Genomic DNA, 25,350 nt, shown 5'->3' with positions numbered 1-25,350 from the left:
TTAAAGAACGTTGCGACGTTGTCGCTAGGGATGCGTATAATACATCCTTAATTTTTCGAGTCAACACTTAATTTCAAACTTTCTTTCGATAATTTGAAACCGAAGTTTCACTTAACTCTCTGCTACGTTGTTCAGCGTCTTTCGTTGCTGTCCGCCGTGTCAGTGGGGTCGCATTATAGGGAGATCTAAAAACAGATCAACACTTTTTTTTGATCTTTTTACTGTTCGCTCAAAAAGCGAACTAAATTTACCGAAAATAGCAAAACAGGTTGCGATTATGGCTGTTTTTTAAGCCAATATTCATAATTTAATGCAAATTTCATTGCTATGTTCATTTAACGCGTTAAGATAGCAAGTTCACAATGTTAAATTAATGTTTATTTCTTGTTTATTGGTAGATCAAAATGAAATTACCCGATCAAAAATCTTTTCTTTTCTCCGTTATTCTTGCTGTATTAGGGTTTGTTGTTGTTAAGTTTGCATTTGCGAGCTTAGCGTTAGACCCAGCATTGCTATTTGGTGCAGGCTTATTAATTGGTGCTTTAGTTATCGCAGCTCTTTCATCAACGTCAAGTGAGGAGGCCGAAGTAAAAACAAAAACACTTTATGTTGGCAACCTACCTTATCGTGCAAATGAAGGTGTTGTTCGTGCTTTATTTGAAGAACAAGGCAAAGTGTTCAACGTACGTTTATTAAAAGATAAAAATACAGGTAAACGCCGTGGCTTTGGTTTTGTTGAAATGGCTGAAGTGGATGCAGATAATGCAATTAATCAATTAAATGATAGTGAGTTCCAGCAACGTACTTTAAAAGTACGTGAAGCAAAACAAAAACAAGAGAACGAGGCTAATGGTTTCCGCGAGGGATCTGATCAGTCAGCGTAATGAGTTCTACACTTAATTGCGAATGACAAATAGGAGCCGTTGCATAATAGTGCAGCGGCTTTTTTTTACCTGTTGTAAAGGTAAAGCCACGTAAAGAGATTAAACTCTCAACCCGCTTAGCAATCGCTTTGCCTGAATCAATAAGTATAATCCGTTGTTTGTAGTAATTACTAATCGCGCTGGCAAGTAATGGAAAGTGCGTACAGCCAAGTACCAACACATCTATCTCTTCTGCTATCGCTAAATCACTCAATACTTTTGCAAGCTTTGCTTCATTAAGTATCTGCGTATGAAATAGTGCTTCTGCAATTTCCACAAGCGTCGTTGAACCATATAAGCTGACTCGAGTGCCTTGGCTATGAGTACTAATTAAGTTTGCAGTATAGCGGCTCTTGGTTGTTGATGGGGTTGCCAATAACCCGATATGTTTACTTTTACTTATAGCGCACGCAGGCTTGATCGCTGGCACTACACCGACAACTTCTATATTGGTATAAGGTCGAATTGCCTCTAAGGCTGATGTTGAAGCGGTGTTACAGGCTATTACTAGTATATCTACCTGCAGCGCTCTACTTTCTATAAAGCAAAGTAAAGCAAGTAAGCGGTCAATAATGGTTTGTTGGCTTTGAGAACCATAAGGTAATAATGCATTATCCATGAAATAGCTATAATCAGCATTTGGGATCAATGCTTGGATCTGTTCAAGTACAGTGGTTCCGCCTATACCTGAATCAAACACCATAATATGGACTGACAAACTGCTTACCTCGGATCATCAAAGGCCAGCAGTTTGCCATGCAGTTTTAGAAAAAGAAAGTTGCGGTTATGAGTCTTGCTCAGAAGCTGAACGCAACTTGTTCATTTGCTCGAACATTGCTTTGGTATAATCAACTAACTTACTGACTTCCTCTTTGTCTTGATTCAACCATTGTAAGATACCAGCTAGTTCATTTTGCAAACCTATGTCGCCGGCTTTATTAAATGCCTGTTTTAGGTCGTCATTAAACGGCGCTATTTTCTCGGCGACTTCTTTTTCAGGAGCTGGTTTATATTCTTCATAGCCTTTTATCGCAGCCACTGTTTTGGTTTGTTTCAGATCCATCGTAAAGCCAACGAGTTGTTCATTACCTAAGTTCAACTCTTTCGCTTGTTCAAAGGCTTCTTCTAATGAACCAGAGAAGAATGTCTCACTGACACTTTGCAAGTCTTCCATCAATTCATTGATAGCTTGTTGCTCTTGCTCATTTAAATCACCATTGACTGTCATCGAAAATGACAAGTCGCGTGATTGCGAAGATTCACTAACAAACGCTTCGTTATCGCCATTTTTACTATAGCTACTTGCCGATTTACTTTCATAGGCATCTGCAAAGCTAATACTTACTTCATCACCTTCAGCCGTTGTAAAAGTGTATTCTGCGTTATTACTTAAACTAAGGTATTGGGCTTGGCTTACTGAAACTGCGTTCGGTTTAGGGTTGAATAAATCATCTTCTAGCTCATCTATACCTTTATAGATGCCTTCTTTAGATTTTTCGATGCCTTCTTTTATATCATCATTAAGAATGCCTGACTCTTTGAGCTCATCATACGCATCGTCGATACCCATTTGCACACCTTTGCGTGCATCACCTAGCATGCCTTTGAGTTTTTCATCATCAGCACCATCGGCTTTTGCTTTGCGAAGTGCACCACCAACAAAGTCGAGTACGTTTTTAACGATCTCTTCAAAATCAAATAGCGGTTTATCTTTTTTCTCTTCAGCTTTAGGTAAGCCAAGAGCTGCAGCTAGTTTATCATCAAGTACTTTTGCTGCCAGCTCTCGCCCGCGTTGCTGATAACTGTCTTGACGATTTTGAATGGCAGGCTGCTGCAGTACCTGTTTGCCATTGTATTTATTCACATTTGTATTAGGTATATAGCCTAGATTGCCAATTTTCATGATCCGACTCCATGTTATGGTTATCTCATTATCGGCCAAAAACCACATAACTTAAGTTTTTTGTATAAAAAAACGACACTAAAATAAATAACAAAACTAGACAAATCCTCAGCGCTCCCTACAATAGCGCCGTTATAAAGCTAAGAGATAAAAGGTAATCAGCCATGGCGGTTATAAAAATTGATACAACTCAATACGATGCACAATTGAGTGAGAAAGAGCAGCGCATCACTAACCAGTTTCGACGTTTTGGAGTCGAAAAATTAGAGGTGTTTGGCTCTGATCCTATTCATTACCGCCAACGTGCAGAGTTTCGTGTATGGCATGAGGGTGAAGACTTATTTCACATCATGTTTGATCAGCAAACCAAAGAGAAAATTCGTGTTGATGAGTTTGACCCTGCAGCACCTTTAGTAGGTGAAGTGATGCAAGCCATGATCGAAAACTTAAAGGGCAGCGAAATTCTGCGCCGTAAGTTATTTCAAATTGATTACCTTTCTAGCCTAAGTGGTGAAATCCTTGTTAGCTTGTTATATCACAAACAATTAGATGAGCAGTGGTTACAAGCAATTAAAGAGCTGAAAACAAAATTAAGCGCACAGTTTAAAATTGATTTTATTGGCCGTGCACGTAAGCAAAAAGAAGTGATTGGTAACGATTACGTCATTGAGCGTCTTAATGTAAACGGTAAAGAATTAATTTATCAACAAGTCGAAAATAGCTTTACGCAACCGAATGCGAAAGTGAATATCAAGATGCTAGAGTGGGCACAAGCGCTATGCCAGCCACTTAGCAATGACTTACTGGAGCTATACTGCGGGAATGGTAATTTCTCAATTGCCCTTGCGGGTTCATTCGACCGGGTATTAGCCACAGAGATTTCAAAATCATCGGTTTACTCAGCGCAATACAATATCGCGCAGAATAAAGTTGAGAACTTAGATATCATTCGTATGTCGAGTGAAGAGTTTACTCAAGCGATGAAAGGCGAGCGTACTTTCTCTCGTTTAGATGGCATTGACCTGACAAGCTATAACTGCCAAACAATCTTAGTAGATCCACCACGCGCAGGCATGGACACGCTAACGTGTGACTTAGTTGCTAACTACGACAATATTATTTATATCTCGTGTAATCCAGACACCCTTGAGCGTGACCTTGATCACCTATGTAAAACCCATGAAGTAAAACGTTTTGCGATCTTCGATCAATTCCCTTATACCCACCACATCGAATCAGGTGTGTTTTTGCAACGCAAATAAAATCATTTCTCTGCCAGCGCAGCAAATAGCGCTGGCAACTGCTGCTCGCTGTAGACTGCTATATTATTCTCGGTTAACAGCTTTGCAGTTAATCCCATGCCTGAAATTTTCTTTCCAGAATGACTACCATCGTAAATAGTATTGCGACCGCATGAAGGACTTGACTCTTTTAATAATGCATAACGAATGCCCTGCTTTTGACAAAGCTTAAGTGCTTGTTCTGCGCCGTAAGCAAATTGTACAGTTACATCCTGCGAATCTTTGGTAAGTACTCTTCCTGCTTTTATTTCTGCAGGCGGTCTTGGCGTGGGCAGCCCACCAGCTACTTCAGGACAGAATGCGATGAGCCTTCCCTGCTGTTTGAGTGTTTCTAAGCCTGGATGAAGTAAATTTTGCGATTGCCCATCATAACGAACAGGGTTTCCTAATAAACAACTTGAAACTAATAATTTTTGCATGTGCTGTACCAACAAAAAAGCTCCGCGAACGGAGCTTTTATTTTAATTAAGCTAAGCTTACTTATCTGCTAGGTAATTAATTAAACCAGCCATGCTTTTAGCATCGCTAATACCTGAGTCTGCACCTAAGATTAAACGATATTTACCATTAACGATAAAGGTTGGAACGCCTTTTAAAGCACCTTTTTGTTGATAGTATTCTTGATCACGTGCCATTTTAGAGGCCATCGTGCGTACAGAAAAACTGTTGTAGTACTTATCAAAGTCTTCTGCTGTTACACCTTGTGAAACGAAGATGTCTTTCATATCAGCTAATTCATTAATGCGTGCACGCTTACCATGAATATGATTAAACACAGCCGCGACTAATGCATCTTTCTGTGGTAATACATTCGCTATTGCATAAGCTTGCGCTAAGATAGTTTGAATTTCTGGATCACGAGGGCCGGAAAAGTTCACATGACTCTTTTTGAACTTAACACCTTCTTTCAGAAGCGTTTTAAGCTCTTTTACTACTGGCTCGAAGTTATTACAATGCGGGCAATAAAATGAAAAGAACTCTTTTACTTCTGGCTTTTTAGAAGCGCGTGCATCAATTGTTTCATAATGCTTCCCTTCTTCGTATTGCGCTGCCGTTGCATTAGCCGCTAAACCTAGCGTCATAGCCATTAATGCAGCCTTTACTAACTTGATCATTACTTCATCACTCCAACATTATTGTTTTAATAAAAATGCGACTAACTCATCAAGCATCTGTTGGCTCTTGATGGTATTTAAATTAATTTTATATTTATCATTAACGATAAAAGTAGGTACACCTGTTAATGCGCCCATATCTGAGTACTGCTGTTGCTTGTCACGCATTGCCTTCTCTGCGCTGATCACTGGCATACTCGCAATATCAGTATCAAACACGTCACTTGTAATACCGTTAGTGGCGAGTAATGCTTTAACATCTTTTAGGTCTTGAAGCAGTACACGTTGCTTGTGGATGCTATTAAAAATTTGGTCAGCAACTTGTTCACCTTTACCATGCTGTTTAGCAATTAGGTAAGCATAACTTAGGTTACTTTGTGTTTGCTTTGAAACACCACCTAAAAAGTTAACATGGCTTTTTACAAACTCTGTGCCTTCTGGCAATTTAGACGCAAGCGCTTTTGCAACTGGCTCAAATTGAAAACAATGTGGACAATAGAATGAGAAAAACTCTGTAACTTGCGGCGCTTTACTTTTTTCAACGTTTAATACTTCGTATTGATTTCCCGCTTCAAAATTCGCTGCTAATGCTGCGAATGGTAAACATAAAATAAGTAGACTTAACTTTAATTTTTTGAACATTGTTTTCTCGTCTCTAATTAAATTTAAAATTTATGGTAATAATTTTAACGGCGCTTCTTGTAACGCTGCAAGTTGTTCTTTTAGGGCTAATATTTGCTGTTCCCAGTATTTGTCTTCAGCAAACCAAGAAAAGTTCCGAGGAAATGCCGGATCATCCCATCTTTTTGCAAGCCAGCCCATATAATGAACCATGCGCATCGCTCTGAGTGGCTCAATTAACTTTAATTGGCTGTGATCAAAGTCACAAAATTCTTCATAAGCAGCCACTAAGGTGTCTAACTGTAACAGTTGATTGTTACGATCGCCACTGAGCATCATCCATAAGTCTTGAATTGCAGGACCTTGACGACTGTCATCTAAATCAACAAACATCAATGCATCACCTGACCACAATATATTTCCAGCATGACAGTCGCCGTGCAGGCGGATAGTTTCAACATTTTTATACTGCTCGGTGGTTTCTTTGATAACTAAATCTAAAATTGTATAAAAAGGGTTTTCAAGTGACATGGGCACCAAGTTACTTGCTTGTAACTGAACTTTAGCTGTCTGTAGGTATTCTTCGCAACTGATCACCGGACGATGTTTAAAAGGAGCGGCTTTTGCTACTTGGTGCATTCGTCCGATTAAACGGCCAAGCACATCGAGTTGATCTAAATTATCAACTTCAAAAATTCGACCACCAACACTTGGAAACAAAGCAAATAAATAACCATTATGTTCAAATAAGCTTTGCCCATCTTTTAGCACTGGTGCAACAACAGGCACCTCTGCATCGGCCAACTCAAAGGCAAATGCATGCTCTTCTAAAATTTGCTCTTTACTCCAACGCTCAGGTCGGTAGAACTTAACGACATAACGATGACCATCTTCTGCTTTAAATTGATAAACACGATTTTCGTAGCTATTTAAAGCCAATAAACCTGATTCAGCATAAATACCTATACTCTCGACTGCATCTAAAATTGAATCAGGCGTCAGGTCAACAAAACTAAATTTACTCATAATGTCTCATCATATAAAAAAAGCGGGAAAACCCCGCTTTTTATTCATCTGCTCAGTGTACTGAATTATTGTCCTTTAAAGAAGTTACTCGACTGCGAAATCTGCACATCTGGCTGACCATCAACAGAAAGTATAAATTCGAACTTAGTCATCGGTTTCTTCAAATCATAGGGATCAACAACCAGTGATAAAGGTACGTTATACGATTCGCCAGATGAAACGGTAAAACTTTGCTTACCTATGTATTCAAAGTTATCTAACCCTTCAACACTAATATTAAACGTCTGGTCGTACTGAGCTTTATTGATCACTTTTAGTGTGTAGGTGTTTTCGACCAAGCCGTTAAAGTCAACTCGGTATAACTGATTACGGTCGCGAATAATGTCAAAATCCATTGGTTTTCGCATCGCAATATTAGTGATCAAAGCACCGGTTAAGATTACTAAAATAACGAGATAACCAATTAATTTAGGACGCAACGCATGAGTTTTATTATCTGGCGTTTCTAAATTGCGCTCTGTAGTGTACGAAATAAGCCCGCGTGGATAATTCATTTTATCCATTACTCCATCACATGCATCTATACACGCACCACAGTTAATGCACTCATATTGTAAACCATTACGAATATCGATACCGGTTGGGCACACCTGCACACACAAGTTACAGTCAATACAATCACCTAAGCCAAGCTCTTTTGGATCTTGTTTACGTGAACGTGGGCCACGGCTTTCACCGCGCGCTTCATCATAACTTACCGTGAAGGTATCTTTATCGAACATCGCTGATTGAAAGCGTGAATAAGGACAAATATGTAAACACATAATTTCACGCATCCAACCCGCGTTACCATAAGTACACACCGCAAATACCGCTAAACAAATATACGAATACGCTGTTGCATCAAGCGTAAACAGATCAGGTAGTAGCTGGCGAATAGGTGTGAAGTAACCGACAAAGGTAAAGGCGGTATAAAGTGAAAATAACCACCAGCTGGTGTGCTTCGCAGTTTTACGCCAAAATTTATCAAAGTCCATAGGACGCTGATCAAGCTTTTTACGTTGATTGGCACTACCTTCAAACTTTTCTTCAAACCAAATAAAAATAAAAGTCCAAACAGTTTGTGGACAGGTATAACCACACCAGACACGTCCATAAAAAGTAGTCACTAAGAATAATGCAAACGCTGCCAGCATTAAAATGAAAGCAAGGATAGTCAAATCTTGCGGCCAAAGCGTCAACCCAAAAATATTAAATTTCTGACCTACTAAATCAAACAATACAGCTTGTTGGCCGTGAAAATTAATCCAAGGAAGAAGCATAAACGCAAGCATGCCTACAAAGCCAATTCGCTGCCTAAGTAATTGATGTAAACCTGTTACAGCTCTTACATAAATTCGGTTACGTGGATTAAACCTATCATCAAGGGAAGCATTTTCCGGTTTTTGGATTTTTACTTCCGTTGGGATATTTTTAACTTTAATTTGTTTATCCATCAAAATTCCTCAACGCCACTAGGAAATATGTTTTTCATTTATAGGCTTGCAAAATCAACTAAGCAAATCAGAATACATCTCATTACATTCAAAGATTTCTGAAACTTCTAACCTATCGTTGCTATTATACTCAATCTATAAAAAATTTCAGGTTTTGATCTCACCTATTATTTTTAACTATTTAATCTTATCTGCTTGCTTTTAAAACAACCATTTTATTAAACTTGTCACTAAACCTCCTTTACTTAGATCAAAGATGATTGTGTTATGAAAAAATTTCTTATTTTAGTGCTTATTGTTTTAGCATTGTTCACGATTGACCACCCTTTGATCAAAGAGCCTAGAGAGCGCTTATTAGGCGATGGCATAAGCTTGCTTTCTGATGCTAGTAAAGTAAATCGAAGCCCAGCTGCTAATCTAGCTAAAAGTAATATTAAGACCCAACTTAATTTATCAAACTCTGAGCTAGAGTATGTTGAAGACACATTTACAACCGATGAAAAGCTGCAAGTATTCCATTTGCATTACTGCCGAGAAAAAGATATTAATTTATACTTTTACGGCGAGCGCCTAAACCGCGTGTGTAGTATTGTCGCAAATGCATTGGAAGAAAGGTTAAACAAGTAGTGGATTTTTCAGCGCTTAATAAAAGAACGAGTGACTCATTTGCAAAGCAACGCAATATGCTAAAAAAGCTGAGCAAAGGACAAACCTTGTACTGTGAAACTTGTAAAGGTGCCCTCACCTTAGATTTAAAAACAGATCAACCAGGTAAAGGCGTTGTGCGCTGTGCAAAAGGTTGCACAGATATTCTATTAGAGCTGGGTTAATTCCAGCCCTCATCATTATAAAGCTGGCTATTTACCGCAGCCACCTCTATTAGTTCAGCAAAACCAGTGGCAAACTCATTCATTACTTCATATTGCTGCTGGCAAAGCTGTCCTTCAGATAAACCATTTTCGGTTGCAATAGCGGCGATTTCAGTACTTTCAATGGTAAAAAAACCTAAGCTCTGTAAGGCGGTTGCTAATGCTTCTTTGAGCTCATCGGCTAAGTGCGGCGCACCCAATAGCTTATTCAGGTAGCCTTGTGCTCCGTGTATGAAGCCTTGGCTCCAATGCTGGCATTCTTGAATATCTAAATAGTCCTGTCCTTGTGAGCTAAATTGCAAGCTCACAGGCAATGAAAAGCCGGTTTCAAATACTTGTTCACTAATTGTTTGGTACAAGGCCATAAAAGCAAACAATACTTGCTCATCCATTTGCCCATCACAGCCTGGCGCAATTTCTTCTAACCACTGATGAACATCAAGCGGCTCTGGTGCGCAAATTACTGCAAACAAATAGCCTTGGGCTTGCGCTAATGAAAGAGCATTTTGTTGCTGTGCCAAAAATTGGCTCAGTAAATCACTTTGCTGCTTTGAAAACTCAGGTAATTGCATATTGTTCTATTAGTCCAGTTTAAAAGTTAAGCGGATATCGACCTTCATTATCTGCACGACCAAGAAACTTTGCAGCATCATGCACTTCTTTTGGTAAGCTTGCCTCTGGTTTAATATAACCTGCAACTTTAAAATCTAAATTCGCTTTTAATGTTGCATCAGCTTCAAGCCCTAAACGATTATCAGGATCAACCAGTACTGCAATATCACCTGATTTACAACTTAAGCGACCACTTAACGGACCAATACTGAACCAGCCATTCATCCCTTGCACATCAATATTAGGACTGGCAATTTCACCTGCTAAGCTGTCACAGTAAGGCTGACCAGAACTGTATTCATCTAGGTCAACAATCACACGTCCTTGAGCATTAATGGGTAATGGCAGCTTTAGGCGCTCCATTGCACGCTCAACAGTTAAACGTAAGGTGGTATTTTTAACAGTGACTGACTGATTAAATAGCCCATATGAAAAGTCTGCGCGGCCAGAAATATCAGCCTTATCACGTGGGTCTCCAAAGCGAACAGTACCTACTAACTTACCTGTAAATAGTGACCAGCCCGATAATTGCCAACGAACATTATTTAATTGTTCACCATCAAAACGCACTTGCATTACACGGCCGTCCCACAGTGAGCCACTGGCTTTACCCAACTGCAATTGTTTTGGTAAATGAGGTGCCGCTAAATCGAGTGCAACACTGGCGGGTGTTTTAATAAGCGTAAACACCAAAAAACACATCACAAACACAGTGATTAATAAAATAATTTTTTTCATCGCTTACTTCTCTAGTACCAAACGACTTACACGCACAAAGCCCGGCTTGTCATCTTTACTTAAATCTAAATTTTCGATGAGAACCCCTTGCGAATTGACCAGCTCATCAAGCCACTCAACAAGTTTATTAAATTCAACAGAATCAATTGTTAAGCGTAATGAATTATCATTTGGTTGCATTTTGCTAATCGTGATCTGATAACGGTTACGAGTACTGTTGACAATTTGACTTAAATTACGGTTATTGGTGACTCGCGCGCTACCACTGGCTTTAAGCTTGACGATACTGTCATCTACCCAAGCAAGTAGTTCTTGCTGCTTAATATTGTCTTGTTCAGCTTTTTCTATTGCTGTATTGAGAGGCCTGAACACACCCATTACTAGCACAAAAATCACAAACACAACGCCAGCAACCATGACAAGTTGCTGCTCTTGTTCTTTTAATGAACGCCAATAATTAATTAATTGGTCTTTCATGCAGCACCTCGCAACTTAATTTCACCAACGACATAATCGCCATCATTATTCAAGGAACCTTGATCAACCGTTAAACCACGTTGTTCTAAGATAGCTTTCACCTTGCCAAATGATTGGAAATCTTTGCCTCGCGCACGAATACGTAATTCATTGCGGCCATGATCATAACGGAGTGTCTCTGGGGTAAAATCTTTCACTTCTGCAAAGATTGCAACCAGATCATTAGTTAAGTCTAAGAAACCTGCACTATTTCCGCCCTCAATAAGTGCCAGCTCGTTACGAATTTGGCTTCGAATTAATTGCGGACGTACCTTTTTATTAGGAAAAGCACGTTGATAATTTGAGACGACTTCTGCTTTGGTTGCTTCTAGTTGGCTGTTAAGTTTATAAAGTTCGAGAGACTTAACACCAACACTACACACTAAAGCGATGCCAGCAGCAATCGCCGCTTTTTTCCAATAGCCCCACCAAATAGCAGATTTTTTCTTTAGCTGGTAAATACCTTGACGTAAGTTAAAACTTACTTCAGGTAATTGCTTTGCAAACAAGGCTAAAGGCAAATCATACTGCTCTGTTTTGGCTGTCAGTGTGACCGTGTCTGGAAAGTCAGTTGCCGGGCTAAAATGAGCAACACTAGGATTACCTATAGCGGTTAAATAACCGTGCAACCAACTCTTTTCTACAGCTGCTATATGCCAATCACCAAGCTTACATAACCACTGACCATTTAACTCTACAGCGCGAAGCTGAGTATGATCCTCAACGCGTGGCAACAATAATGCGTCAGGAAGTACTTTAAATACTTCAATAGCGTGCTCACTAAATTGAGCTAACCATTGCTCAAACCACTCTCGGTCAGTCATCGCAATATTAATTGCATGCTTTTCTTCGATAGTTGTTGGCTCAGCGATTGCGATAAATAAATCGTCGACATCGCAAGCTATTTCTTCTTCTAGCATGTAAGGAAGTGCTTGCTCTAGCTTACGACTCCACTTAGTTGGCAGTGCTACTGTTTTTAATTGCACTTGGTCGCTTGGCAATAGAACAACGACCTCACGTGATTGTGCTTTTTCTGTTAGTTCACCAAGATGTGCCGCGTTGGCAATATCGCCACTAGCAATTATTTCTTCTTCTGTTGGTGAGTAAATAAGCCAGTTAAGGCTGTCTGTTAATGTATGACCCGTACGGATCAACAATATTTCTGTCACTGTACGCCTCCAAATTTTCGCGCCAGTATCGTTACTTTACCATTATTGGCATGGAGTAAGGTGGTCATCGAAAAACGCAGCTCTGCAAATTCAGCCTGCGTTTGTAGTTTAAAGTATTCACTGTTGATGGTGAACAGGCCTTCAACTGCTTTCACATTCTGTGCGCCCTGTTGATTTACCTCTTCAAAAAATGCTTCTAAATCATCAAAGCCTTTTTCAGGGCGTGATGATAAAACGGTTTCTGCGCCAGAAAGACTAAGCCCCTCAATGAGTGAGCTTAAAATAATCGCACTTTCTGTCGGTAGCGTATTTACATTAATAGCCATGAGTTCACTACCTGGGATCACACACACGAATGGTAGTATTTTTTCCATCACTAGTGGGTTAAAACCTTTTATTAAACGCAGTTCAGATGGAGAAGCGAAATAACTATTAGCTGTCATATAAGGATAATCTCGCGATAAGTATTCGTCTTCTTCGGCACCTGAGCGATAGGTAATGCTATCAGCATCTAGCCAATCATAAACGCTATCAGCCATGGCTTCTTCTGACTCATCAGAGGGTAAATCCTCTATATTCTCTAATAGTGCTAAGAGCGCTTTATGTGCTGGATTTGTTTTGTTATTAGGATCTTTTTCTAGGTCAGGTTCAGCATGCAATGCATTCAAATTTAGGCACGCCTGTAAATCTGTGATTGTCCCAGTTAACATGCCATGATCAACTGGATAAGGAACCCCTCCTTGTTGTGCCCACACTTGCCCTAAATGTGTTTTATCTGGATCATCTTCTTTAGCTTGTTTTAGCGCTTTAATTGCTAATTCTTCAGCGGCAAACGCATACCACTTTGCTTGCTGATGATTTTGAATATTGCTGCTGCGCTGTACCTGCACCATTAAATTAGCACTCATTTCGACAGCTAACATAGCAGCAAGCGCTACAATAAATAACACAATCACGAGTGCAGCACCTTGAGAGCGTTTAAAACTAATCATGGCTGACTATTCGCTCCTTGTGTTGAGGTCGTAACTTTACCTTCACCTGGCACTAAAAATACGCGACGAATTGGCTCTTGCTCAATTTTTTTAATGGTGACGGCAACCGCTTTAGGAAGTGCTTTTATTTGCCATTGCTCTTGCCACTCATCTTTATCATCTAAAAACTCAAACTTAAGTTCTTCAATATCTTCTAGAATCACTTGAGAGCGTGGTTCAATATTATCTAATTGATCAACATAAACGCGGTAAACACGTTCTAAGTTATCATCAATAACGCGATAACCAACAGCTTGTAATTCAGAGCGTGGTAGTAAGTTTATTGGGTTAACCCAGCCATCTCGTACAAAGCCAATACCATCGTATTGGCTGTCCAATACGTAGCGCCCTGCTAAAATGTACGTATCTTGAAAATCACCGGCTTCATTGCGCACTTGGCGCTTAGTCATCTGACTAAAATCTTGGTCCATCAGCCGAAACAATGTTTGTAAACCGTTAAGTTCAGCAATGGTTTCATCTGAGGCATCTTTGGCTTTGGTCGTCGAGTCTAATATTTGATGTGTTGAGAGCACCACGAAAGCTAAAATGCCCATGGCAATAATCACTTCAAGCAAAGTAAAACCGCGTTGCTTCACTACTTATCACCTTTATTTAAATAAGTAGAAAGCTCATAAACTGGGTATTCTAACTTTTCATCTGCAAATACATTAATAGTCACTTTAACAAAGCTTTTGTCAGCAGTTGGCACGACATCTTGTCGCCAATACCAGTCAAAACCTGCGAGTGTCTGCGTCCCTTTTGTGCCGTTCTTCCCTGCCCACTTTTCACCTTTGGCTCGTTGCTCAACCATGACATTTTCAGCAACCCATGATGCATATGTTTGCTCTTCTATCGACGAAAGATGATTAATGTGCTCACCAGTCGCCTGCATAGCGGCAATGCCCGCCATTGCGCAAATAGCGAGTGCAACCATTACTTCTAATAACGTGAAACCTGTTGATTTAATCATTATTCTGGTTCCCTACGAAGCTTAACAGGGGCCATGAATTCGCCTTCAATAAAGTATTGCGGCTCACGCTCATCTTTAAGCTCATAAACCAATTGAAACGCACTCACCTCGCCAGAAGAGAGTATAAGCACTTGCGGTATTTTCAGCTTTTGTAACTCAAGTAAACTATCTTCATCACCGCCACTCATTAACTCGCGCCAGTTAGACTGCTCAAGTAAGTTTTGTTCAGCCCATGCTAAATCATCAAGATTTAGTGTTAGCTTAAACCGTTCATCGACTTTAATTGGTGCAAATAGTTTTTCACGGTCAAAAGTTATCCATTTTTCACCATCAAAAACCAAAAATTCAAGTGTTTCTTTATCAATATGAAAACCGAGCTCAACTTGATTCAAGATGGCGAACTCAGATGCCATATTAATCGCGGTATGTATTTTGAGCGCTTGTTTTTCGAGTTCTTCCTCTGCCCCCCCATCGAAACTATAAGCGACCATTTTGGTAACAAAGCCAATTACCACAAGCACCATTAAAATTTCGATGAGGCTAAACCCTTTGGCACTGCCTGCCCGAGAAGCCAAATGCAAACGACCAAGGCTTACCATAACAGTAAGCCTTGTTCAGTAATAACATTGAGCAAATGGCTAAGCATATACATTATTGCTTTTCTTCATCCCAGTTACCGATATCATCATCAGTGCCGGCTTCACCATCCGGACCCATCGAGAAAATATCAACTTTACCGATTTCTCCTGGGCTGATTAGCTGGTATGGATTACCCCATGGATCCTCTGGTAGCTTTTCAAGAAACCCACCATCAGGAAAACGCTTAGGAATAGGCTCAATACTCGTTTTAGTAACAAGTGCTTCAAGCCCCTGCTCTGTCGTAGGATACGTTTTGTTCTTAAGCTTATAGAGACTTAACGCATCTTCGATTTGTTGAATATCTAGATGTGCTTTGTCGATTGCTGCTTCTTCTTGCTGCCCCATAATATTTGGCGCCACAATTGACATAATCATACCGATGATAACCAGTACCACCATGACTTCTAATAATGAGAAACCTGACTGTTTGTTCACAAAAAATACCTCTAACTTACTTCAATAAATTATTATAGAGCGACAGTAATAACTGCTACTCTACCGTTCCCTGATTTAAAGACCTACAGCTTTATTCATTGCCATAATTGGTTGCAGTATCGCCATTACAATAAACAAAACAATAACAGCCATTGAAGCTATCATCGCTGGCTCTAAGAGCTTTAACGATACATTAACCATGCTTTCAAACTCGCGATCTTGGTTGTTTGCCGCGCGTTCTAGCATTTGTTCCAATTCACCTGATTTTTCACCACTGGCAATCATATGTAGCATCATCGGTGGAAACAGCTTCGTTTGCTGAAGTGCAGCACGAAGGCTGGCCCCCTCACTGACACGCGTTGCTGCATCTTGCACCGATTTTTTCATTTTTTCGTTCACTAATACCCCACCTGAAATACGCATTCCTTCAAGTAAGGGCACCGAACTAGATGATAAAATACTTAATGTTCGTGCAAAGCGGGCAGTATTAACACCTCTGGCTACTTTACCAATACCCGGTAAATACAACACTTTTTCATCAAACCAATAGCGAATATGCGGTCGTTTCAGCGCCTGTTTTATGCCTACCGCTATGGCAGTTATGATCACCAAGCTAATAAACCAGTAATTTTGTACAAAGTTACTGGCCGCCATAACCCATTCTGTAGTCCAAGGTAAAACTTGCTTAGACTTTTCAAATGTCTTTAAAATCTTAGGCACTACAGTACCGAGCAACACAGATACGATAGCAATTGCAAATACAACAAGGATAGTCGGATACACCATCGCTTGTGTTATTTGACTACGCATATGCTGTCGTTGTTCCGTGTAATCAGCTAAACGATTAAGAACTTGATCTAAGTGACCTGACTTTTCACCCGCTGCCACCATTGCGCGATATAAATCATCAAACACATGCGGAAACTCACTCATGCCATCGGCAAGCGTATAGCCTTCAACTACTTTTGAGCGTACGGCCATCAACATGCGCTTTAAGCGTGGCTTCTCACATTGCTCTGCGACCGCCATTACAGCCCCTTCCACAGGTAAAGCCGATTGAATCAAGGTGGCAAGCTGACGGGTAATTAAAGCTAAATCTGAGGTGGAGATCTTTGGCTTAAAAAAACCACTAAAGAGAGACTTTTTAGCCCCTTTCACTTGTTTTTCGCCTTCTGCCGCAGCAACAACCTCTAAAGGCATTAGGCCTTGATCACGCAAAGTTTGGCGAATTTGTTTTACCGTATCGGCCTCAAGAATGCCTTTTTTCTCTTTACCCTTACCATCTAAGGCTCGGTACTCAAACGCTGCCATAGTTAACCTTCCTCACGTGTTACACGTAAGACTTCTTCTAAGGTTGTACGGCCAGCTAATACACGGCTACAGCCATCCTGACGAATACTTGGGCTATGCTTGCGGATGTATTTCTCAACGCTTTGCTCACCTTTACCACTGTGGATCATTTCACGAATTGTTTCATCAACAACTAATAATTCATGAATACCTGTACGACCGCGATAACCGTTAAAGTTACACTCTTCACAACCCACAGCTCGGTAAATTGTTGGTGGCTCAGCAGGGTTTACACCCAGTAGCTGGCACTCACGTTCATCGGCAATGTGACCTTCTTTACAAGTATTACATAAAGTACGCACTAGGCGTTGCGACAATACACCAAGCAGGGACGAAGAAAGTAAGAAAGGCTCAACACCCATGTCTTCCATACGTGTGATTGCACCGGCTGCCGTATTAGTATGCAGAGTCGACATTACTAAGTGACCAGTTAATGACGCTTGAACACCTATTTGTGCTGTTTCAAGGTCACGGATCTCACCAACCATTACTACGTCAGGGTCTTGACGAAGGATGGCACGCAAACCGCGTGCAAAGGTCATATCTACTTTAGTATTTACCTGAGTTTGCCCAATACCTGGGATCTCGTACTCGATTGGATCTTCAACGGTAAGAATGTTGCGATCGCGTGAGTTAATTTGACTCATACCCGCATACAAGGTGGTACTTTTACCAGAACCTGTTGGACCGGTTACTAAGATAATACCGTGCGGCTTACTAATTAAATCAGCAAATAGCTCTCGATTACGCTCAGTCATCCCTAAATCTTCAAGATTCAAGCGAGCATTATTTTTATCAAGTAGACGCAGCACGACACGCTCACCAAAGCTTGATGGCATCGTTGATACACGCACATCAACAGCACGACCAGCAATACGTAAACTAATTCGACCATCCTGCGGGATACGTTTCTCTGCGATATCGAGTTTTGCCATAACCTTAATTCGCGACACTAACAATGAAGCGAGTTTACGATTAGGTTTTAATACTTCTTTTAAAACGCCATCAACCCTAAAGCGAATAACAAGTTCTTGCTCGAATGTTTCGATATGAATATCCGAGGCACCTTCTTTAATCGCCTCACTAAGCATGGCATTAATGAGTTTGATGATTGGTGCATCATCATCACCAGCCAAAAGATCTTCAGTTTGCGGTAATTCATCGGCCAACGAGAATAAATCAACCTCGTTACCAATATCTTCCATCATCTGTTGCGTTTCAGAACTATCACGCTGGTACGAAGCCTCTAGCAATAGCTCAAATTTATCATCTGGTAATTGCTCTAACGAAAAACCATGACCGGCAATACGACGTACTTCAAGCAGTGCATCTAGGTTTAACTCACCGCGATAAAACACAGTCCAGTTATCTTGATTTTTGCTTAGCAATACGCCTGTGCGACGTGCATACGAGAACGGCAACCGCTTCGTTGGCAAGCTAACAAGATCATCACTTGTTAAAAGCTCATCATGAGTAGTTGTCGTGTCATGGACTAACTCGTCATTAATCTCGGTAATTGCATTAGTCATCGTTGCGCTCATTCGCGTTTTGTTGTTTTAGGTACTCTTCGTAAGTTGGCGGTAATACCAAAGCGTCATTCCATTCAGGAAGGATTGGTGCATCCGTCAACGGCATTAAATCAATACCATCTTCTTTTTGTTTATGTTGTTCGCCACGGATAAAGTTATATTTCGAGTGGCTCAGTTTATTCATGCTAATGCCATCGCGCACAATGGTAGGACGAATAAATACAATCAAGTTACGCTTGCGCTTATTTGTACTTGTTGAACGGAATAAATGACCAAGTACAGGGATATCTCCTAATAATGGCACTTTAGATACACTTTCCTGCACATCTTCATCAATCAAGCCACCTAGCACAACCATGCCACCATCGTCAGCCATAACCGTGGTTTTAATAGCACGCTTATTAACTGAAATATCAACTGCTGTAGCGCCACTAACACTTGATACTTCTTGTTCAATTGTTAGCTGTACTGCAGAGCCGTCATTAATTTGCGGTGTTACTTTAAGTTTTACACCCACTTCTTGACGTTCAACTGTTTGGAATGGATTTGCGTTATTTGAGCCTGTTTGTGAACCTGTGATAATAGGTACTTCTTGACCAACAATCATCGACGCTTCTTCGTTATCCATGGTCGTAACAGACGGTGTGGCAAGAATGTTTGAGTTAGTATCTGTAGATACTGCTTGAATAATTGCACCCCAGTCATTTTTCACGATACCCATTGCGAGTCCGTTAATACCACCAAGCAATTGCCCTAAAGGACCTAAATCACCTTCTACAGTTTCTTCATATGGCGTTGTATTACCAGTCTCACTGCCTGTAATCGTTTTTTGTACCGTTTTATCACGTGCTTGCTCAGCTGCAACAGCTAACGAACCAACAGGCACTGTTGTGCCGTTGTTGAACTGCATCATCCCGCCTTGCTCTGAAATCCACTGCAAGCCTAAATTGATACCATCAGCTTCTAACACTTCAACGATAATAGCCTCGACAAGTACCTGCGCTCGGCGTACATCAAGACGGTCTATTACTTGTTCAAGTGAGCGCATGGTATCTGGCTGGGCAGTAATAACCAGCGAGTTAGAATCTGGGTGCGCTTCAATACTTGTTTCGTTTTGGTTGCGCGTGCGAGTCTTAGTTGCACCACCTTGCGCATCTTCTGCTAGCGTTTTACTCACACCCTGTAATACTTTCACAAGATCTTCAGCTTTTGCGTAGTTTAAATAGATAACCTTGGTATTACCTTGGTTTTCAAGCTCTCCATCTAGGCGACTGATAAGATCAACAGCACGAGTTCGTGCCTGTGCTTCACCGCTGACAATCACACTGTTAGTACGTCCATCAGCAACAACTTTAGGGATCAAAAACTCTGGAATGCTGCCTTTGCCACCATCTTTGTAAATATTATCAACAACAGACACTACATCGTCTGCGGTAGCAAATTTAAGTTTTACGATATCAACGCGTTTATCACCCGCTTGGTCAACTGAGCGTATAATTTCCACTAAGCGGTTCACCGATGCAGCATGGCCTGTCAACATCATCACGTTTGCAGCATTAAAGTTAGCAACATGGCCACCATCTTTTTGGTCATTAAACTGACGAATGAGTGGGCCTAATTCTTGTACACTAACATTCTTCACTCTAACGACACGCGTCACCATCATATCGCCACTGGCTTGATTATCTTCAGTGATCAAAGGGACGTTTGATTTTTTTGCGTCTGAGCTTTTCTCAATCTTGATAATACCGTTATCCATTTCTACCACTGAATAACCGTATACTTCGAGTACATTTAAGAAGAACTGATAATAGAGTTTTTCATCCATTAATTCGTAGCTGCGCACATTCACTTTACCGCGCACACTAGGGTCAATAATCACCGTTTTATTTAGGTTTTTACCCACGATATTAATGAATTCATTAATATCTGTTCCCTTAAAGTTTGCTGCATATTCAACAGCAGAAACTGAAAGCGATAATCCTGTTAATAAAAAAAGCGCTGCATATTTTGCTAACCCTTTCTTAATTTTTCTGAGGTGTAGCGCGTGAACCATTCTATAAAAACTCCAAAGCTAGTTATTGCAGGCTAAATTGCACATCAATTTGCTCACCATCGCGTTCGATAGTGATGCTGGCGTCAGTACTATTTCGTAATTCGTTAATTGCTGACATTGCCTGTTTTAAATCGTTTAATTGATAGCCATTTATTGCAATAGCTAAATCATTATTCATTAATCCCATTTGCTTAAATAGCGCAGGGTCTTTTCCTGGGCTTAAGCGGTAGCCCACCAATTCACCGTCTACCATCGCTTGAGAAACACGAATGTAGTCAAATAATTTCCCTGGATCGTCTAATACTTCTTCGCGGGTCTCGATAAGAGCGTCTTTTACCTCTTCATCTTCTGTCGCGTTAATTTGTTCAATTTCATCAAGCTGAGGACCATCCATTAAAGCTGGCTCTTCACGCTCTGCCAATACTGGCATAGACACTGTTTTAGTGAAGTCGAGTCCATCTAGCATTAGAGTCTCGAAACGGCCATTAACATCTAAAATGACACGGTCAGGTAATACCTGAGCTAGCTTTGCGCGAGTGCCTTGAACAGCATCATCAACCACATAAGTTTCTTGTTTACCCTGTGATTCAATTATTGCAAGACCAGCTTGATCATTTTGACTTACCGCAACAATGCCAGTCAGATTTATACTGAGGCGAGTTTCAGGGGCATTGTTAATAACTTTATTCTGTTTTTTTGTATCATTTTTACTTTCGGCTACTGCTTTACCGAATAAATTTTGCTCAATTATTTGTCTCGAGTTTACGGTTTCAACTCGTTTTGAAGTGGTATAACCGCTATTGATTGGCAATGCTTTGGTATCAGGCTCCGGCCAAACTAGCCAAAACAACTTTGAAGATAAAAATGCAATATAAACAACAACTAACAGCACTACAAGTGCACTTAGCTTGGCGTGTGGTAAGCCGTTTAAAAACTGTCTAACTTGTTGTAAGTGTTGTTCCATATACTCTATTTCTTTTTTTAATTTACAGCTTGATAGCTGGCCTATAGTACCTTTTCATTTTTCATTCAACAAGCACACCTATATTAAACTTTGTAAACGAGGTTATTTTGCAGAACAAAGCAGGTAAGGAATAGCTATGACTATTTCTTTGTTATTAAGTTTCATGGTAGATTTTGTCTATATATTAGCAGCTTTAAAAGAGCACAATTGTGTCAAAAGGTAACACTCAGCAGTCGAAAGATACTAAAGATGAGTTAAGCGTGCGCCTTGATAAGTGGTTATGGGCTGCCCGCTTTTACAAAACTCGTTCAGTCGCACGAGACATGGTGCAAGGTGGCAAAGTACATTATAATGGACAACGAACAAAACCCAGCAAGATCGTCGAGGTGGGTGCAGTCGTAAAACTGCTGCAAGGAGTCGACGAAAAGGTTGTGATAATAGAAAAGATCCTTGAAAAACGTCAAGGCGCCCCCATTGCACAAACCTTATACCAAGAAACTCAAGCAAGTATTGAGAAACGCGAAGCAAATGCTATCGCCCGTAAGAACAACAGCTTCTTTGCTCCACATCCTGAGCGTAAACCAGATAAAAAGCAAAGACGTGAACTGTTAAAACTGAAATCAAGTTAGGTAATGCAACTCATGCAACAAGATTTACTTCATCGTTATATATTTGATCAGCTTGATGTACGTGGTGAACTCGTACAAATTGACAAAACTTATCAAGAAATGATCGCGAACCATAATTACCCTGTTGCAGTGCAAACACTGTTAGGTGAATTGCTCGTTGCGACATGCTTATTAACAGCCACATTAAAGTTTGAAGGTGAAATCGCCGTACAACTACAAGGTGATGGTCCTGTAAAATACGCTGTAATTAATGGTGACGATAAACAAAATATGCGTGGTGTCGCTCGCCTGCAGGGTGAAGTAACAGGCAGCACTATTAAAGAACTAATTGGTAATGGCTACATGGTTATTACTATTACACCTACAAAAGGCGAACGTTACCAAGGTATTGTGCCACTAGAGCACGATAGCTTAGATAAATGTCTTGAAAACTACTTTGAACAATCAGAGCAGTTAAAAACACGCCTTTGGTTTGCAACTGAGGTTACAGCAGAATCAGCAAAAGCTGCTGGCTTATTTTTACAAGTATTGCCTGTAAATAAAGAAAAGTCAGTTGAAGACTTTACGCATCTTGAAGCTATCAGTAATACCATCAAAGATGATGAATTATTACACTTAGATGCAAACACAGTACTGACTCGTCTATATCATGAAGACAACCCGCAGTTATTCGAGCCACAAGCAATCAATTTCCGTTGTGGTTGCAGCAGAGACAAAACTATTGCTGCACTCGTTAATGTAGGCCAAGACGAATTACTTACAGATGTAAAAGCAAATGGTGAAGTGAAAATTAGCTGCCACTATTGCTTAAAAGACTACATTTTCGATGAACAAGAAATAAAGTCTATTTTCAATTAAAACTGCAACTATAATATTATTATATTAAAAGCCGCACTGAGTGCGGCTTTTTTATTAAAAAAAGTTTAGAAACTAATGATACCGGTGTCATGAAAAAGTGACATTTTATGACACCGGTATCATTGAAATTATTCATGTTTTTTGCCAAATATATGCCTTTTTAAGCCCTTCAGACACTCGAATATCCCTAATCCTTCTGTTACTATTCTTTTAGCAAAAGGGAAAACTAAGAACCCCAGAGCTATCCCGTTCAATCTCTCACAATTTAGGTATAAACATGACTGCAAACGCTACTAGTTTTGTTGATCTTACTGCAGCTGAACTTGTCGAACACGCTATTCGTCGTGGCGAAGGGACCCTAGCCGCTAATGGTGCTTTTGTTGCAAAAACCGGTGAACGCACTGGCCGCTCTCCAAAAGATCGTTTTATTGTTCAAGAGCCAAGCACTGAAAACGAAATCCAATGGGGCAACGTAAACCGCCCATTCGATGCAGACAAGTTTGACGCGTTATGGGCACGTGTAGAACAACACGTGAAAAGCAACGACCACTTCATCTCTCACCTAGAAGTTGGCGCTGATCCTGAGCATTATTTACCAGTTGTAGTAACAACAGAAACTGCATGGCATCACATTTTTGCCAAAAACATGTTTATCGAACCACAAACATACAATACTGCTGACTTCCCAGAGTGGCAGGTCATGAACGTACCTTCATTTGTATGTGACCCAGAGCGCGATGGCACTAACAGTGATGGCACTGTAATCATCAACTTCGCACAACGTAAAGTGTTACTGGCTGGTATGCGCTACGCAGGCGAAATGAAGAAATCAATGTTCTCTGTTCAAAACTTCCTACTTCCTGCAAAAGGTGTATTACCAATGCACTGTTCTGCAAACGTAGGTGAAGCAGGCGACACAGCCTTATTCTTCGGTTTATCTGGTACAGGTAAAACAACATTATCAGCGGATCCTACTCGTTTCCTTATTGGTGATGACGAGCACGGTTGGGCACCTGGTAGCGTATTTAATATCGAAGGTGGTTGTTACGCGAAATGTATCGACCTATCACAAAAGAACGAACCAGTTATTTGGAATGCAATTCGCTTCGGTACAATCTTAGAAAACGTGGTACTTGACGAAAACCGTGTACCAGATTTCCATGATACCAGCCTTACACAGAACAGCCGTGCAGCTTACCCTCTAGAGCACGTTGAAAAACGTAAAGTAGAAAACCGAGCTGGCGAGCCAAAAGCCGTTGTATTCTTAACATGTGACGTGAGCGGTGTGTTACCTCCAGTTTCAGTACTAACTGAAGAAGCTGCAGCGTACCACTTCCTAAGCGGTTACACTGCGAAAGTTGGTTCAACTGAAATCGGTTCAACTAGCGACATCGAGTCTACATTCTCAACATGTTTCGGTGCTCCGTTCTTCCCACGCCCTGCAGGTGTTTACGCAGAGCTTCTAATGAAGCGTGTACGTGAATTCGGCGCAAAAGTATACCTAGTTAACACAGGCTGGACAGGCGGCCCTTACGGTACTGGTCAACGTTTCGATATCCCAACGACACGTGCTGTAGTTGATGCTATTGTATCTGGTAAACTAGCTGACGTAGAAACTCAACACATCGACGTACTTAACCTAGATGTACCAGTGGCAGTACCTGGTGTAGACAGCCAACTTCTTAACCCAATCAACACATGGGAAGATAAAGAGAAGTACGCAGAATACGCAAACAAACTAGCTTCAGACTTCACTGAAAACTTCGCTAAATACGATGTTTCAGAAGCAATCAAATCAGCAGGTCCAAAAGCTTAATATCAAGCTTACCTTCAGATTTAAAAACGCCAGCTATATGCTGGCGTTTTTGTTTTTGGATCATGAGTTACGTTTGAAGTCTGCCGTAGGTTGGGTAGAGCGAAGCGAAACCCAACATCAATAGAGCTTTCAGCCGCCAGATGTCAGCCGCGCGGTGGAGGTGTCTGGTACTACGTCTCCATCTGCCGGAGGCTGTAGCCTCTAGCCTCTAGCCTCTAGCCTCTAGCCTCTAGCCTCTAGCCTCTAGCCTCTAGGCTCTAGGCTCTAGGCTCTAGGCTCTAGGCAAAGTGTACTTGTAGGAATGGCTTTAGCCATGAATGTGTTTGTTTTAGTTTGAATTCGGCACTGAAGTGCCTCCTACGAGGCTTTGTTACTGAGGGAGACTCAGTTACCTGACAACTCGGTAGATCAACTGACATCTATTATCTGCCGCCTGAGATACGCATCACATAGGAATGACTTTAACCATGAATGTTTTTGTTTAACTTATTCGGCACTGAAGTGCCTCCTACGGAGTTTGTTGCTGAGGCAGTCTCTGTTACCAAATTCCCTGTAGATCAACTGACAACTAATATCTGACGTCTGATATCTCTGTGTTTATGTTGGGTTTCGCTTCGCTCTACCCAACCTACCTGAAGAATGAACAGGCCACGTTGTGTGGATAGCTTAAACGCAAAAAAGCCCGACTCTTTCGAATCGGGCTTTCTTTAATTTGGAGCCTGGCGATGTCCTACTTTCACATGGCAAATGCCACACTATCATCGGCGCTGTTTCGTTTCACTAC

General features: G+C 40.8%; 27 protein-coding genes. 7 read left to right on the top strand and 20 right to left on the bottom strand.

Going from position 1 to position 25,350, the window contains the following annotated elements:
• Nucleotides 1-404 precede the first annotated feature (404 nt).
• Entirely contained in the window at nt 405-884 is a 480-nt protein-coding gene (locus tag AAEU31_RS20175) for an RNA recognition motif domain-containing protein (protein WP_135922822.1), read from the top strand.
• On the opposite strand, the gene murI is transcribed toward AAEU31_RS20175, so the two are convergent.
• On the bottom strand, nt 847-1,641 hold the full coding sequence (murI, locus tag AAEU31_RS20170; RefSeq protein ID WP_421968123.1) for a glutamate racemase: 795 nt from the start codon (nt 1,639-1,641) through the stop codon (nt 847-849). The genes AAEU31_RS20175 and murI overlap by 38 nt on opposite strands.
• A gap of 66 nt (nt 1,642-1,707) precedes the next feature.
• Nucleotides 1,708-2,826 (bottom strand): DUF5610 domain-containing protein, encoded by a 1,119-nt coding sequence (locus AAEU31_RS20165; protein WP_421968122.1) that lies wholly within the window; start codon nt 2,824-2,826, stop codon nt 1,708-1,710.
• Between the two features lie 164 nt (nt 2,827-2,990).
• Here AAEU31_RS20165 and trmA point away from each other — a divergent pair, with 164 nt between their 5' ends.
• A complete protein-coding gene (gene trmA / locus AAEU31_RS20160; protein ID WP_135922825.1) occupies nt 2,991-4,088 on the top strand; it encodes a tRNA (uridine(54)-C5)-methyltransferase TrmA in 1,098 nt (365 codons plus the stop codon).
• Between the two features lie 2 nt (nt 4,089-4,090).
• Here the strand turns inward: trmA and AAEU31_RS20155 are convergent, their stop codons facing one another.
• The 5 genes from AAEU31_RS20155 to ccoG form a co-directional block, all read right to left on the bottom strand.
• Nucleotides 4,091-4,546, bottom strand: a complete 456-nt coding sequence (locus AAEU31_RS20155) for a 2-thiouracil desulfurase family protein (RefSeq protein WP_253040150.1) — start codon at nt 4,544-4,546, stop codon at nt 4,091-4,093.
• A 57-nt stretch (nt 4,547-4,603) separates the two neighbouring features.
• Nucleotides 4,604-5,242, bottom strand: a complete 639-nt coding sequence (locus AAEU31_RS20150) for a thiol:disulfide interchange protein DsbA/DsbL (protein ID WP_421968121.1) — start codon at nt 5,240-5,242, stop codon at nt 4,604-4,606.
• An 18-nt stretch (nt 5,243-5,260) separates the two neighbouring features.
• Nucleotides 5,261-5,884 carry a thiol:disulfide interchange protein DsbA/DsbL gene (locus AAEU31_RS20145; RefSeq protein ID WP_421968120.1) on the bottom strand — a complete coding sequence of 208 codons (624 nt, stop codon included), beginning with the start codon at nt 5,882-5,884 and terminating at the stop codon, nt 5,261-5,263.
• A 30-nt stretch (nt 5,885-5,914) separates the two neighbouring features.
• Nucleotides 5,915-6,889 (bottom strand): serine/threonine protein kinase, encoded by a 975-nt coding sequence (locus tag AAEU31_RS20140; protein WP_135922829.1) that lies wholly within the window; start codon nt 6,887-6,889, stop codon nt 5,915-5,917.
• Nucleotides 6,890-6,954: 65 nt separating this feature from the next.
• Nucleotides 6,955-8,385: a cytochrome c oxidase accessory protein CcoG gene (gene ccoG, locus AAEU31_RS20135; RefSeq protein ID WP_138558765.1), complete on the bottom strand. Its 1,431-nt coding sequence runs from the start codon at nt 8,383-8,385 to the stop codon at nt 6,955-6,957.
• Between the two features lie 267 nt (nt 8,386-8,652).
• Here ccoG and AAEU31_RS20130 point away from each other — a divergent pair, with 267 nt between their 5' ends.
• Together AAEU31_RS20130 and AAEU31_RS20125 are read left to right on the top strand one after the other, a co-directional pair.
• Nucleotides 8,653-9,012 carry a hypothetical protein gene (locus AAEU31_RS20130; RefSeq protein WP_135922831.1) on the top strand — a complete coding sequence of 120 codons (360 nt, stop codon included), beginning with the start codon at nt 8,653-8,655 and terminating at the stop codon, nt 9,010-9,012.
• Entirely contained in the window at nt 9,012-9,215 is a 204-nt protein-coding gene (locus AAEU31_RS20125; RefSeq protein ID WP_135922832.1) for a hypothetical protein, read from the top strand. Before AAEU31_RS20130 ends, AAEU31_RS20125 begins: the two co-directional genes overlap by 1 nt.
• Here AAEU31_RS20125 and AAEU31_RS20120 read toward each other — a convergent pair.
• From AAEU31_RS20120 to gspC, 13 genes are all read right to left on the bottom strand, one after another.
• On the bottom strand, nt 9,212-9,826 hold the full coding sequence (locus AAEU31_RS20120) for a UPF0149 family protein (RefSeq protein WP_421968119.1): 615 nt from the start codon (nt 9,824-9,826) through the stop codon (nt 9,212-9,214). The two genes, AAEU31_RS20125 and AAEU31_RS20120, sit on opposite strands and share 4 nt — an antisense overlap.
• A gap of 19 nt (nt 9,827-9,845) precedes the next feature.
• Nucleotides 9,846-10,604, bottom strand: a complete 759-nt coding sequence (locus tag AAEU31_RS20115) for a type II secretion system protein N (protein WP_135922834.1) — start codon at nt 10,602-10,604, stop codon at nt 9,846-9,848.
• Between the two features lie 3 nt (nt 10,605-10,607).
• Nucleotides 10,608-11,081, bottom strand: a complete 474-nt coding sequence (locus AAEU31_RS20110) for a type II secretion system protein M (RefSeq protein ID WP_135922835.1) — start codon at nt 11,079-11,081, stop codon at nt 10,608-10,610.
• Nucleotides 11,078-12,289 carry a type II secretion system protein GspL gene (gene gspL / locus AAEU31_RS20105; protein ID WP_138558769.1) on the bottom strand — a complete coding sequence of 404 codons (1,212 nt, stop codon included), beginning with the start codon at nt 12,287-12,289 and terminating at the stop codon, nt 11,078-11,080. Before gspL ends, AAEU31_RS20110 begins: the two co-directional genes overlap by 4 nt.
• The gene (gspK, locus tag AAEU31_RS20100; protein WP_171040472.1) at nt 12,286-13,281 is read right to left on the bottom strand and encodes a type II secretion system minor pseudopilin GspK; all 996 of its coding nucleotides are present in this window, start codon (nt 13,279-13,281) and stop codon (nt 12,286-12,288) included. The genes gspL and gspK overlap by 4 nt, the downstream gene beginning before the upstream one ends.
• On the bottom strand, nt 13,278-13,916 hold the full coding sequence (gspJ, locus tag AAEU31_RS20095) for a type II secretion system minor pseudopilin GspJ (protein ID WP_135922837.1): 639 nt from the start codon (nt 13,914-13,916) through the stop codon (nt 13,278-13,280). Before gspJ ends, gspK begins: the two co-directional genes overlap by 4 nt.
• Nucleotides 13,916-14,290, bottom strand: coding sequence for a type II secretion system minor pseudopilin GspI (gspI, locus tag AAEU31_RS20090; protein WP_135922838.1), 375 nt, complete (start codon nt 14,288-14,290; stop codon nt 13,916-13,918). The genes gspJ and gspI overlap by 1 nt, the downstream gene beginning before the upstream one ends.
• Nucleotides 14,290-14,889, bottom strand: coding sequence for a prepilin-type N-terminal cleavage/methylation domain-containing protein (locus AAEU31_RS20085; protein ID WP_135922839.1), 600 nt, complete (start codon nt 14,887-14,889; stop codon nt 14,290-14,292). Before AAEU31_RS20085 ends, gspI begins: the two co-directional genes overlap by 1 nt.
• Before the next feature lie 52 nt (nt 14,890-14,941).
• Nucleotides 14,942-15,364 carry a type II secretion system major pseudopilin GspG gene (gene gspG, locus AAEU31_RS20080; RefSeq protein WP_135922840.1) on the bottom strand — a complete coding sequence of 141 codons (423 nt, stop codon included), beginning with the start codon at nt 15,362-15,364 and terminating at the stop codon, nt 14,942-14,944.
• A gap of 75 nt (nt 15,365-15,439) precedes the next feature.
• Entirely contained in the window at nt 15,440-16,675 is a 1,236-nt protein-coding gene (gene gspF / locus AAEU31_RS20075; RefSeq protein ID WP_295512036.1) for a type II secretion system inner membrane protein GspF, read from the bottom strand.
• A 2-nt stretch (nt 16,676-16,677) separates the two neighbouring features.
• Complete coding sequence (gene gspE, locus AAEU31_RS20070) at nt 16,678-18,243, bottom strand: type II secretion system ATPase GspE (RefSeq protein WP_135922842.1); 1,566 nt, start codon at nt 18,241-18,243, stop codon at nt 16,678-16,680.
• Nucleotides 18,236-20,299 carry a type II secretion system secretin GspD gene (gspD, locus tag AAEU31_RS20065; RefSeq protein ID WP_135922843.1) on the bottom strand — a complete coding sequence of 688 codons (2,064 nt, stop codon included), beginning with the start codon at nt 20,297-20,299 and terminating at the stop codon, nt 18,236-18,238. Before gspD ends, gspE begins: the two co-directional genes overlap by 8 nt.
• Before the next feature lie 22 nt (nt 20,300-20,321).
• Entirely contained in the window at nt 20,322-21,263 is a 942-nt protein-coding gene (gene gspC, locus AAEU31_RS20060; RefSeq protein ID WP_138558771.1) for a type II secretion system protein GspC, read from the bottom strand.
• 206 nt (nt 21,264-21,469) lie between these two features.
• Between gspC and hslR the strand changes: the two genes are divergently transcribed.
• The 3 genes from hslR to AAEU31_RS20045 all read left to right on the top strand — a co-directional run bounded on the left by hslR (nt 21,470) and on the right by AAEU31_RS20045 (nt 24,566).
• Nucleotides 21,470-21,892, top strand: coding sequence for a ribosome-associated heat shock protein Hsp15 (hslR, locus tag AAEU31_RS20055; RefSeq protein WP_421968124.1), 423 nt, complete (start codon nt 21,470-21,472; stop codon nt 21,890-21,892).
• Nucleotides 21,893-21,904: 12 nt separating this feature from the next.
• Nucleotides 21,905-22,750, top strand: a complete 846-nt coding sequence (gene hslO / locus AAEU31_RS20050; RefSeq protein WP_421968118.1) for an Hsp33 family molecular chaperone HslO — start codon at nt 21,905-21,907, stop codon at nt 22,748-22,750.
• Nucleotides 22,751-23,027: 277 nt separating this feature from the next.
• Entirely contained in the window at nt 23,028-24,566 is a 1,539-nt protein-coding gene (locus tag AAEU31_RS20045) for a phosphoenolpyruvate carboxykinase (protein WP_138558773.1), read from the top strand.
• Nucleotides 24,567-25,350: the final 784 nt, after the last annotated feature.

The organism is Pseudoalteromonas thalassia, from assembly GCF_049257215.1.
Lineage (GTDB): Bacteria > Pseudomonadota > Gammaproteobacteria > Enterobacterales > Alteromonadaceae > Pseudoalteromonas > Pseudoalteromonas lipolytica_C.
This window is presented reverse-complemented; position numbering and strand designations above follow the sequence as displayed.